The organism is Corynebacterium sp. 74A, assembly GCF_008930665.1.
GTDB lineage: Bacteria > Actinomycetota > Actinomycetes > Mycobacteriales > Mycobacteriaceae > Corynebacterium > Corynebacterium megadyptis.
In genome coordinates, this window is record NZ_PQMG01000007.1 from 86,052 (window position 1) to 97,452 (window position 11,401).

The 11,401-nt window shown below is 61.7% G+C and carries 9 protein-coding genes; 7 read left to right on the plus strand and 2 right to left on the minus strand.

Annotated elements, in window-relative coordinates:
- Positions 1-2: 2 nt before the first annotated feature.
- Positions 3-1,355: a phosphate acetyltransferase gene (pta, locus tag GBB11_RS10140; protein WP_151549964.1), complete on the minus strand. Its 1,353-nt coding sequence runs from the start codon at positions 1,353-1,355 to the stop codon at positions 3-5.
- Positions 1,356-1,708: 353 nt separating this feature from the next.
- Between pta and GBB11_RS10145 the strand changes: the two genes are divergently transcribed.
- The 6 genes from GBB11_RS10145 (at position 1,709) to GBB11_RS10170 (ending at position 9,264) form a co-directional block, all read left to right on the plus strand.
- Positions 1,709-3,076, plus strand: coding sequence for an FAD-dependent oxidoreductase (locus GBB11_RS10145; RefSeq protein ID WP_151549963.1), 1,368 nt, complete (start codon positions 1,709-1,711; stop codon positions 3,074-3,076).
- A 203-nt stretch (positions 3,077-3,279) separates the two neighbouring features.
- The gene (locus GBB11_RS10150) at positions 3,280-5,649 is read left to right on the plus strand and encodes a glycogen/starch/alpha-glucan phosphorylase (RefSeq protein WP_151549962.1); all 2,370 of its coding nucleotides are present in this window, start codon (positions 3,280-3,282) and stop codon (positions 5,647-5,649) included.
- Positions 5,650-5,861: 212 nt separating this feature from the next.
- A complete protein-coding gene (locus GBB11_RS10155; protein ID WP_151549961.1) occupies positions 5,862-6,950 on the plus strand; it encodes a metal ABC transporter substrate-binding protein in 1,089 nt (362 codons plus the stop codon).
- Complete coding sequence (locus GBB11_RS10160; protein WP_151549960.1) at positions 6,947-7,603, plus strand: metal ABC transporter ATP-binding protein; 657 nt, start codon at positions 6,947-6,949, stop codon at positions 7,601-7,603. Before GBB11_RS10155 ends, GBB11_RS10160 begins: the two co-directional genes overlap by 4 nt.
- The gene (locus tag GBB11_RS10165) at positions 7,593-8,438 is read left to right on the plus strand and encodes a metal ABC transporter permease (protein ID WP_151549959.1); all 846 of its coding nucleotides are present in this window, start codon (positions 7,593-7,595) and stop codon (positions 8,436-8,438) included. Before GBB11_RS10160 ends, GBB11_RS10165 begins: the two co-directional genes overlap by 11 nt.
- A gap of 7 nt (positions 8,439-8,445) precedes the next feature.
- A complete protein-coding gene (locus GBB11_RS10170; protein WP_151549958.1) occupies positions 8,446-9,264 on the plus strand; it encodes a metal ABC transporter permease in 819 nt (272 codons plus the stop codon).
- A gap of 144 nt (positions 9,265-9,408) precedes the next feature.
- Here the strand turns inward: GBB11_RS10170 and GBB11_RS10175 are convergent, their stop codons facing one another.
- On the minus strand, positions 9,409-9,909 hold the full coding sequence (locus tag GBB11_RS10175; protein WP_151530152.1) for a phosphoribosyltransferase: 501 nt from the start codon (positions 9,907-9,909) through the stop codon (positions 9,409-9,411).
- 127 nt (positions 9,910-10,036) lie between these two features.
- Here GBB11_RS10175 and GBB11_RS10180 point away from each other — a divergent pair, with 127 nt between their 5' ends.
- The gene (locus GBB11_RS10180) at positions 10,037-11,314 is read left to right on the plus strand and encodes a phosphoribosylglycinamide formyltransferase 2 (RefSeq protein ID WP_151549957.1); all 1,278 of its coding nucleotides are present in this window, start codon (positions 10,037-10,039) and stop codon (positions 11,312-11,314) included.
- Positions 11,315-11,401: the final 87 nt, after the last annotated feature.

An 11,401-nucleotide genomic window follows, 5' to 3' on the forward strand; every position in this document is an offset into this window, starting at 1 on the left:
AGTTAGCGGTGTCCTCCGGTCTGGATGGCGGTAATGGCCACGGTATTGACGATATCGGGCACCGTCGCGCCGCGGGAAAGATCATTGACGGGTGCGTTCAGCCCCTGGAGCACCGGGCCCACGGCCAGGGCGCCAGCGGTGCGCTGAATAGCCTTGTAGCTGATATTGCCCGCCTCAAGATCGGGGAAGATCAACACATTCGCCGCGCCGGCCACCGGGGACTCCGGGGCCTTCTTGGCTGCGACGGAGGCGGTGATGGCGGCGTCGAACTGCAGCGGGCCGTCGATGGATAACTCTGGGTCGATGCCCCGGGCGGCCTCCACGGCAGCCACGGCGCGATCCACATCGGGGCCGGCACCGGAGGAGCCGGTGGAATAGGACAGCACGGCCACCTTGGGGTCGAGGCCGAATTGGCGGGCGGTGCGCGCGGAAATCGCGGCGATCTCGCCCAGCTGCTCGGCGGTGGGGTTCAGGTTCACCGCGCAATCGCCCACGGCCCAGATCCGGCCGGGCAGCACCATGAAGAACACGGAGGAGACCACGGAGGCATCCGGGGTGGTTTTAATGATCTGCAGGGCGGGACGAATCGTCTCGGCGGTGGTGTGAGCCGCGCCCGAGACCATGCCATCGGCGTCGCCGCAGTGCACCATCATGGTGGCGAAATAGGAGACGTCCCTCATCTGCTCGCGGGCCTGCTCGATAGTCACGCCCTTCTTGGCGCGCAGCTGAGCAAACTCGGCGGCATAGTCCTCGGCGCGGGGGGTGGTGAGCGGATTCACCAGCTCGGCGCGGGAGAGATCCAGCCCTGCCGCGGCGGCGCGGGAAGAAATATCCTCCGGATCGCCCAGAATGGTCAGCTCGCACACCTCGGCGGCGAGCAGCTGCGCGGCGGCCTGCAACACGCGATCATCATCGCCCTCGGGCAGCACGATCCGCGCACCGATGGCGCGGGCCTGCTGCAGCAGGGAGTGCTCGAAGAGCTCGGGGCTCATCACCGGCTCCGTAGCAACTAACTCCTCCTTATTAATAGAGGCCTCCTCGCCCGACGCGAACACTGCGGCAGCGGGCGCGTGATGGTCGGCTGCTTTTTTGGTGGCCAGCTCGATGGTGGCGGCGGGGGCGTCGGCGAGCACGAGCAATGGCAGGCCGAGGCCGGCGGCAGCGCGGGCATCAAAATCGAGATCGCCGGTGCCGCACAACAGGGCGTCCTCGGGATAGCTGCTACCGAGCACGGTGGACAGCTGCGGGGCGCCCTCGATAAGCGATTGGGGCTTAAGGTTGAGATGCTGGGCGAGAAGAGTGGGATCATAGGTGGCGAGATTGACACCAAGGGCACTCAACAGTACGGCGGTCATAATCGAGCCTTTCCTTCTGGCACATCGCTTGTGATTCGTTGTATGTGATTCACCGCATAAGTCTAGCGGCAACGTAGTACATCTATCGATTAGGCTGCTAAACCTTACTGGGACACACAATACCGGTGCGCGCTGGACATATCAGGCGAGTGCACGCACCTACCCACACTATATTTGTGGCGAAACACACACCATGGCGGAGTGAGGCTTGCCTGACACGCCACGACGCAGGCCACTGGCAGTTTGTGTTTGCCCAGCGTAAGGTAAATGCGGATTAGCGTCGCCGCCGCCCCCTTTCTCTGCGCCGGCGACGCCGCAGATAACGCCCCCAACCAGCACAAGTGAAGGATACGATGTCTCGCCCGATTCGCGTCGCCGTAGTTGGCGCCGGCCCCGCCGGCATTTACGCCTCTGACCTACTCATGAAGTCCGGTCACGAGGTCTCCATCGACCTCTTCGAGCGGATGCCCGCCCCCTTCGGCCTGATCCGCTATGGCGTGGCCCCGGATCATCCGCGCATTAAGGGCATCGTCCAATCGCTGCACCGCGTGCTGGATAAGCCGCAGCTGCGCCTGCTCGGCAATATCGAGGTGGGCAGCACCGTCACCGTCGATGAGCTCCGCGATTTCTATGACGCCATCATCTTCTCCACCGGCGCTACCGGCGACCGCGCCCTCGAGGTGCCCGGCGCGGACCTGCCCGAGGCCTATGGCGCCGGCGAGTTCGTGGGCTTTTATGACGGTAACCCGGACTTCGAGCGCAATTGGAACCTCGACGCCGAGCAGGTGGCCGTGATCGGCGTGGGCAACGTGGCCCTCGATATCGCCCGCATCTTGGCAAAGACCGGCGATGAGCTGCACGTAACCGAGATTCCGGACAATGTCTATGACAACCTCAAGGCCAACCAGGCCCGCGAGGTGCACATCTTTGGCCGTCGCGGCCCCGCCCAGGCCAAGTTCACCCCGCTGGAACTGAAGGAGCTGGACCACTCCCCCACCATCGAGGTTGTGGTGAACCCGGAGGATATTGACTACGACGAAGCCTCCATCGAGGCCCGCCGCACCTCCAAGTCGCAGGATCTCGTGTGCTCCACCTTGGAGCAATACGCCATCCGTGATCCCCAAGATGCGCCGCACAAGCTCTACATCCACTTCTTCGAGTCCCCCGTGGAAATCCTCGGCGAGGATGGGCACGTGAGCGGCCTGAAGACCGAGCGCATGCAGCTCGACGGCAATGGTGGGGTCACCGGCACCGGCGAGTACACCGTGTGGCCGGCCCAGGCCGTGTACCACGCCATCGGCTATCGGTCCGATGAGGTGAAGGATGTACCCTTCGACTCCCAGCGCGCGGTGATCCCCAACGATGGCGGCCACGTACTGGACTCCGAGACCGGCGAGCCCCTGCCGAAGCTGTACACCACCGGCTGGATCAAGCGCGGCCCCGTGGGACTGATCGGCAATACCAAGTCCGATGCCAAGGAAACCACCGCTATGCTGCTTAAGGACTATGAGGCCGGCACCCTCGAGGCCCCCGCCCACCCGGGCGAGAATGCCATTATTGAGCTGCTCGAGGAACGCAAGGTGCCCTATACCACCTGGGCGGGCTGGCATAACCTGGATGCCGCCGAGCGCGCCGCCGGTGAAGCCGAGGGCCGCGAACGCAAGAAGATTGTGGAGTGGGATGACATGGTGCGCCATGCCCACCCGGAATACGAGATCTAGGCATCAGCCACAGCTCACATCGCGCCCGTTGCCGCCCCTTGCGTAGGTGGTGGCGGGCGCTGCTGTGTATCTCCACGACGTCACAGGTTGTGAGCTGGGTAATATCCATGGGCCTGCGGCTCGCGACAACTCTACAAGTAGCTGGCTCTCAGCTAAGGTGGTCTGCGTTGATTTACCCATAGTGTGAGAGAAGGTTTATAGAGATGACGCAGACATTCCACGAGGCAGCCGGCGGGCATATCCGCTCGGTATCTGGCCGCACCCCCACGGACTCCACCACCATGGAGTTCTGGCAGGGGCTGTCCGCCACGGTAATGGACGCCCTGGCTGAGAACTGGGCGGCCACCACCGAGCTGTATAAGAAGGGCCGCCGGCAGCACTATCTGTCTGCCGAGTTCCTCATGGGCCGCGCCCTGCTGAATAACCTGCTTAACCTGGGGTTGTTCGATGAGGCCGCCGCCACCGCCAAGAACTATGGCTTGAACCTCTCTGAGGTGCTGGAAGAGGAGCCGGACGCCGCACTAGGCAATGGCGGCCTGGGGCGTCTTGCCGCGTGCTTCTTGGATTCCTGCGCCACCCAAGACCTGCCGGTGGTGGGCTATGGCATTCTCTACCGCTATGGCCTGTTCAAGCAGGAGTTCGATAATGGTTTCCAGACCGAGCACCCGGATTCCTGGATGGAGGAGCGCTACCCCTTCATCATTCGCCGCATCCACGAACAGCGCATCATTAGTTATAACGACATGCAGGTTCGCGCCGTGCCCTATGACATGCCGATCACCGGCTATGGCACCGACAATGTGGGCACCCTGCGGCTGTGGAAGGCCGAGCCGATGCAGGAGTTCGACTACGATGCCTTCAACTCCCAGCGCTTCACCGACGCCATCGTGGGCCGCGAAGCCGTGATGGACATCTCGCGCGTGCTCTACCCCAACGACACCACCTTCGAGGGCAAGGTGCTGCGCGTGCGCCAACAGTACTTCTTTGTCTCCGCCTCCCTGCAGGAGATTGTGGAGAACCACCTGGCCCAACACGGCGATCTTTCCACCTTCGCTAAGTACAACTCGGTGCAGCTCAATGACACCCACCCGGTGCTCGGCATCCCGGAGCTCATGCGCCTGCTCATGGACGTGCACGGCATGGGCTGGGAGAAGGCCTGGGATATCGTGTCCGAGACTTTCGCCTACACCAACCACACGGTGCTGGCCGAAGCCCTGGAGACGTGGGAGTGCTCGATCTTCGATCGTCTCTTCCCGCGCATCATGGAGATCGTGCGCGAGATCGATCGCCGCTTCCGCATCGACATGGCCGAGCGCGGCCTGTCCCAGGAGACCATCGACTACATGGCGCCGGTCTCCAATAACTCGGTGCACATGGCGTGGATCGCCTGCTATGCCGCCTACTCCATCAACGGCGTGGCCGCATTGCACACCGAGATCATCAAGCGCGAAACCTTGGGCGAGTGGCACGACATCTGGCCGGAGAAGTTCAACAATAAGACCAATGGTGTCACCCCGCGCCGCTGGCTCAACCAGTGCAACCCGCGCTTGGCGCAGCTGCTCACTGAGGTCACCGGCTCGGATGAGTGGGTGCGACAGCTGGATGTTCTCGCCGACTATCGCGAGAAGGGCACCCCGGAGATCTACCAGCGCCTGAGTGAGATCAAGCACGCCAACAAGGTGGACTTTGCGGAGTGGATCCGCAACCGCAGCGGCGTGGAGATCGACCCGGACGCCATCTTCGATGTGCAGATCAAGCGCCTCCACGAGTACAAGCGCCAGCTGCTCAATATCTTCTATGTGCTGGATCTGTACTTCCGCATCAAGGACAACCCGGAGCTGGAGGTGCCGAAGCGCGTCTTCATCTTCGGTGCGAAGGCCGCCCCGGGCTATGTGCGCGCCAAGGCCATCATCAAGCTCATCAACGAGGTGGGCCGTATGGTGAACAATGATCCCGCGGTGAATGACACCATCAAGGTGGTGTTCGTGGAGAACTACAACGTCTCCCCCGCTGAGAAGATCATTCCCGCCGCCGATGTGTCCGAGCAGATCTCCACCGCCGGTAAGGAGGCCTCGGGTACCTCCAATATGAAGTTCATGATGAACGGCGCGCTCACCTTGGGTACCCTGGATGGCGCCAATGTGGAGATCCTCGACTCGGTGGGCGATGACAATGCCTATATCTTTGGCGCAAAGGAAGAGGAGCTTCCCGAGCTGCGCAAGAGCTATGACCCGCGGCATGAGTATGAAACTGTGCCCGGGCTGAAGCGGGTGCTCGATGCGCTTGTCGACGGTACTCTGGACGATTCCGGCTCCGGCTGGTTCCACGATCTCCACTGGTCGCTGTTGAACTCCAACAACTGGGAGCCGGCGGACGTCTATTACCTGCTGGGCGATTTCGCCGACTACCGCGCCACCCGCGACCGCATAGCCGCAGACTATGCCGATCAGCAGGCGTGGTCCGAGAAGGCATGGATCAACATCACCTCCTCCGGCCGTTTCTCCTCTGACCGCACCATCCGCGACTACGCAGAAGAGGTATGGAAGATCGAGCCGCAGCCGCTCGAGTCCTAATACGCGCACCGCATCGTTCCCCCGTTCCTCCGTCCGGAGGGACGGGGGTTTGTGTGTACGTGAGCAAACACACCGGCAGCTAGATATTCAGTGCATTGAACTTAGGCTATCAATATGCAAAACTTTAAAGGTCGATGATAGATCCGCCTTGTTGTCACTCAGGGCGGCATCGGCGCGAATTTGACTGATTTCTTCCACTCGATGGGACAACAATGAACATCTACTCTAGGCGCGTACTCGCAGCTGTGGCCTCCACAGCCGTGCTTGGCAGCGGCCTGGCCGCCTGCAGTTCCGACTCCGCATCTTCAGATGACGACATCAAGGTGGTGGCCTCCACCACCCAAATTTGTGACTATGTGAAACAGCTCGATCTTGCACAGGTGGATCTCACCTGCCTGCTGGCACCGAATGCCACCGCGCATCAGTTGGAGATGACCCACGAGCAGCTCGTCAAGACCTCCGAGGCTGATCTTGTCATGGTCAACGGTGTTGATCTCGAGCACTTCCTCGATTCGGCCATCGATTCCAGTGAGTTCTCTGGCACCATGCTGGTCACCACCGGCGTGCTCACGGCCAGCGATGTGGATGAAGCACCCACCGATAAGAAGTCGGAGCTGGAGAAGTCTAAGAGCGGCCGCTATGACATCGACCGCGGCATCGCTCAAGTGGACGTCGCCCCGTGGCCCTTCGCCCCGGAGCCCGGCGAGGTGGCAGAGTTCACCTACGATCCACACGTGTGGACCTCTCCGAAGAACGCCAAGGTTCAGGTGGAAAACATCGGCTACGCTCTGGAAAAGGAAGCCGATGAGCGCGGCAACACTGAGCTGAAGGACGAAATCCACCAGAAGGTGGAGGACTACAACGCCAAGCTCGAGCTGCTGGATCAGTGGACCCGCGAGTCCATCAGCAGCGTGAATAACCCAGTGCTGTTCACCAGCCACGATGCCTTCGGCTACTTCTCTAAGGAGTACGGCGTGGACTTCATTGGCGCCGCACTGAGCGACTTCTCCGATCAGCAGGACGCCACCGCCAGCCACATCAACGAAGCCGCAGAGACGGTGAAGGAGTCTGGCGCTACCGTGCTGTTCGCGGAGAACTCCAATAACTCCAAGTCCATCGAGGCCGTCGCCAAGGCCGCCGGAGTGAAGGCCGTGGTGGGCGATGACGCCCTCTATGGCGATTCGCTCGGCCCGGCCGGCACTGATGGCGAGACCTACATTGGCTCCATCAAGCACAACGTGAACACCTTGGTGACTGCATGGGATGGCCAGGTCGCCGATCTGCCGGAGCAGCTGCAATGATAGTGTCGCTCCGCGACGCCTCCTTCAGCTATGGCGGCCCCACCGTTGTCGATTCTGTCACCGCCCATGTCAACACCGGCGAGGGCTTGGCCCTCATCGGCCCCAATGGCTGCGGTAAAACCACGGTACTGCGCGGCATCATCGGCACTGCCCGACTGTGCTCCGGCGAGCTGGAGGTCCAGGCCCCCCGCATCTCCTATGTGCCGCAGACGGCTGATATTGACCGCACCTTCCCCGTCACTGCTTTCGACGTAGTGGCCATGGGAGTGCTCGCCCAGCTGCGTTTTTTCCAGCCGCTGGGCAAGCATAAGCGCCGGGTGCACGCTGCCCTAGAGAAGGTGGGCCTCGGCGACCGCGCCGGCTCCCACTTCGGCAGCCTCTCGGGAGGCCAGCAACAGCGCGTGCTTCTCGCACGCGCCATCGTGACCCAACCCGATCTGGTGCTACTCGATGAGCCCTTCAATGGCCTTGATACGGCTAATCGCGAGATCCTATTGACGCTACTCAACGAGCTCAAGAGCACGGGCACGGCCCTGATCGCCTCCACCCACGACTATGAACTGGCGGAGGGGGCGTGCGATAACGTTCTGGCGCTGTTGAATCCCCCGCAGTTCGGACCGGTGAATGAGGTGGTTGCGGCCTATGTGGACTGAGCTAGCTCACCAAGTGGGCATGGCCCCTTTCATGTTTCGGCCCCTCATTTTGTTGCTCGCCCTCGGCGTAGTGAGTGGCGTGCTGGGCGTTATTGTGAACCTGCGCAGCCTCGAGTTCAATGCCGAGGCCAGCGTGCACGCCATCTTCCCCGGAGTGGTGGCCGGAGCGGTGTTCGGCGGAATCGATATGATCATGCCCACCGCCTCGGCCGTGGCGGTGGTGGTGGCCATTGTGCTCACCCTTGTCTCCCGCGCCCGCGTCGGCGAATCTGGGGTGGCCATTGTGCTCACTGGGTTCTTTTCGCTCGGCGTGATCATCTCCCTCTACAAGGGAGATCGCTCTGGGCAGCTAGAGGCGTTGATGTTTGGTCGCCTCCTCGAGATCACCGATGACCGCCTCACCACGGCGCTCGCGGTATTCTCCCTGGCACTCGCGTTGCTGATTGCCACCTGGTCCACCCAGGTGTTTACCGCCTTTGACCGCGATGGCGCCCAGGCCGCTGGGGTGAATCTGTGGATCGTGGACCTCACGATCAACGTCGCCATCGCCGCTGTGGTGGTGGCTTCCGCCGCCGCCATCGGCGTGCTGCTGGTGATCGGCTTCATCATCGTTCCCGGTGCCGCAGCGCGGCTGGTGGTGCGCCGCGTCCAGCACATGATTCCCCTCGCTATCGGCATCTCGGTGGTCTCCGGCATCATTGGATTGAGCCTGGTTCCGCTAGGACCGATCTCGCCTCAGGCAGTCGTGGCACTGTCTGTGGTGGCTATGTACTTTGTGTTTCTGCTCATTCGTTTGCTGCAGGATCGTCGCAGCCGCACCGTGACAAGGAGGTGAGCCACTCATGCTCGACATTCTCACGCTTCCCATTCTGGAGCTCATTTTCGTAGGTGCGCTCGCTGGTCTGGTCGGCAGCCTTGCCCTATTGAATAAGCAAATCTTTTTTGCAGAGGCCATCACCCACGCCACCTTTCCTGGCGCGGTCGTGGGCGTGATTATCGGTGCCGCCCTAGGCTTGAACCAATCTCAGCTGTCACTCGCGCTCTTTATCGGCGCGCTGGTGATGTGCTGGCCCATTGGTGCCCTGTTTTCGCTCTCCCGGGTGGGCACCTCCCAATCTGCGGCGGGCATCGTGCTCACCACCGGCTTCGCCTTGGGTTATTTCCTCAATAAGCTCTTCGCGCCGCTACCGATCAAGGTGGAGAGCTTCCTCGTGGGCAGCGTGCTCACCGTGACCCGCACCGATGTGACTCTCGCGCTGATCCTGCTCGCCAGCGTTCTCCTCGTGCTCGCTGGAGGATGGCGGCGGCTGGTGTTCTTTGCTTTCGACCCAGCCGGTTTTGGAGTGGCGCATCGACGCAGCCTCACCCAAGCGCTGATCAGCGCTCTCATCGTGCTCACCTTGGTGGCGCTGATTCCGGCAGTGGGCACCATTTTGTCCATCGCCTTGCTGGCCGCACCCGCTGCCACGGTAGCCATATTCGCCACCCGGCCCAGTACCTTGCTGCTCTTTGCGCCAGTGATGGGCATAGTCATGGGCTTGAGTGGTCTGGCGGTAGCTGTGATGTTCCAGCTCTCCGCCGGCGGCTGTATCGGATTGACGGCCGCGCTGGTATACGCCGTAGCGAAGCTGTTGTCCCTCGCCGGCCTAGGCCGCCGCTAAGACGCGCCAGAGACTACTCGGCACGCACGAAGCCCCGCCATCCCCCACTGGAGGATGCGGGGTTTTCTTATGCGCAACGCAGCGCGCCCCGCACCGCAGTGTTAAGGGTGCAGGGCGCAATCGGGACAGGAGTGACGCGGCCGTTTATTCGGCTTCCACCGGCGGTTCCGCGGACCAGGGGAACACGATCCACTCGGCTGTGCGTTTCCACACGTAGGTGGGATCTACTTCGCTGGTCGGCTTGGCGTAGAGCACCGCGGAGCGCACATCGGCGCCGTGGGTGGCCAAAAGCTTGAGCACCAAGGAAAGAGTACGGCCGGAATCGGCGACATCGTCGACGACGAGCAGCTTCTTATCGCTAATCGCCTCGATATCCAGCAGCGGCTCAAGCAGCACCGGATCCGGCAAGGTCTCGTGCACATCGGTATAGAATTCCACGTTGATGGCGTCAGACAGCTTGACGCCCATGGAATAGGACAGCGCTCCAGCCGGCACGAGGCCGCCGCGGGCGACGGCCACAATGATGTCTGGTGTGAAACCGTCATTGACAACCGTCTGGGCGAGCTCGCGGGAAGCGCGGCCGAAACCGTCCCAGGTGAGGATTTCTTTCTCGGGTAGATCCGCTGAATCTGCGTGATAAGCCATGTTTAAACTCTACCGCGCCGACCAATTTCTGCCTACGTTATGTGTCGGTGCCTTCTTCCTATTGCTTCACCGCCCACTAGAATAGAGCTCATTAATTCCTACGACCCGTGTGGAAAAGAGGCACTGCGTGTATTCCCAGGACTGGATCGGTACCGCCCTTTCCGATACCGCCACGAAAGTGATGCTGCTCGGAGCCGGCGAACTGTGCAAGGAGGTGGCCATCGCCTTCCAAAGGCTCGGGGTAGAAGTACACGCCGTGGACCGCTATGAAAACGCCCCCGCCCACCAAGTGGCCCACGCCGCCTATGTGCTCGATGTGCGCGATGGCGAGGCGCTCTACGAGCTCGTGAATAGGGTGCGCCCCGATTATCTCGTGCCCGAAACCGAGCAGGTGGATTCCACCACTCTCGAGCGTATTGAGGCCGAGGGTCTCTCGACCGTGGTGCCGTCTACTCACGCCACGAAGATGACGAATTCGCGGGAAACACTCAAACAGCTCGCCGCCTATGAGCTGGGGGTGCCTACCTGTCGTTTCGCCTTTGCTACTTCTCTTGAAGAGTTGAAACAGGCGGTACTCAACGTAGGACTGCCCTGTGTGGTGAAGCCCAATCAGGGCACTGCCGCCCGCGGCCAGACTCTGGTGCGGGACATGGCGGATGTGGAGCAGGCGTGGGCGAACGCGCTGGATGCCATCGATGGTGGCCCAGCGCAGGTGATCGCCGAGGAATTCGTGGATTTCGACTACGAGGTGACGATCCTCACCGTGCGCTCTAAGGACCCCTACTCGGATTCTGAGGCCACGTGGTTCTGTGAACCCATTGGCCATACCCGGTTGGGAGAAGTCGCAGAATTAGGCGGCATGAGTGCTGGACGCGCGAGCGATAACGCCGAATCGAGCGGTGATTTCCTCGAGAGTTGGCAGCCGGCCCCGATGTCGGAATCCACCCGTGATCTCGCGCGCTCTATCGCCGCCCGCATTACCAATGCGCTGTCGGGGCGCGGGGTATTTGGTGTCGAGCTCTTTGTTAAAGGCGACGATGTGTACTTCTCGGAGGTTGCGCCGCGGCCGCACGATACCGGAATGGTCACCATGGCTACGCAGCGTTTCTCGGAGTTCGAATTGCATGCTCGGGCCGTGATGGGCTTTTTCGTCGATGTCACGCTCACCTCGCCTGGTGCTGCCGCGGTGATTAATGGTGCTGAGGATGGCCATGCCGTGCGCTATACCGGCATTTCTGAGGCCATGAGTATCCCGGAGGTGGATCTTCGTCTTTTTGGTAAAGCGGATAGCTATCCTGGGCGTCGCCTCGGGGTGGCGCTGGCCACCGCGGAAACGGTGGAGGAGGCGCGCACTCATGCACGCCGCGCCGCCAAGGCCGTCACCCCTATTACCGATGATGCCTAAACACCGCCCCTCGGGTGGGGTTCGGCTCTCGCCGCTACGGGAGGAACGCTGAACATAAGACTGCGGCCGCTTCCTGTGAGGGGAAGC

Coding starts and splice junctions, on each gene's coding strand:
- GBB11_RS10170 (WP_151549958.1), top strand. CDS start 8,446: ATGCTCGACATTCTCACGCTTCCCATTCTGGAGCTCATTTTCGTAGGT.
- GBB11_RS10165 (WP_151549959.1), top strand. CDS start 7,593: ATGTGGACTGAGCTAGCTCACCAAGTGGGCATGGCCCCTTTCATGTTT.
- GBB11_RS10145 (WP_151549963.1), top strand. CDS start 1,709: ATGTCTCGCCCGATTCGCGTCGCCGTAGTTGGCGCCGGCCCCGCCGGC.
- GBB11_RS10175 (WP_151530152.1), bottom strand. CDS start 9,909: ATGGCTTATCACGCAGATTCAGCGGATCTACCCGAGAAAGAAATCCTC.
- GBB11_RS10150 (WP_151549962.1), top strand. CDS start 3,280: ATGACGCAGACATTCCACGAGGCAGCCGGCGGGCATATCCGCTCGGTA.
- pta (WP_151549964.1), bottom strand. CDS start 1,355: ATGACCGCCGTACTGTTGAGTGCCCTTGGTGTCAATCTCGCCACCTAT.
- GBB11_RS10160 (WP_151549960.1), top strand. CDS start 6,947: ATGATAGTGTCGCTCCGCGACGCCTCCTTCAGCTATGGCGGCCCCACC.
- GBB11_RS10155 (WP_151549961.1), top strand. CDS start 5,862: ATGAACATCTACTCTAGGCGCGTACTCGCAGCTGTGGCCTCCACAGCC.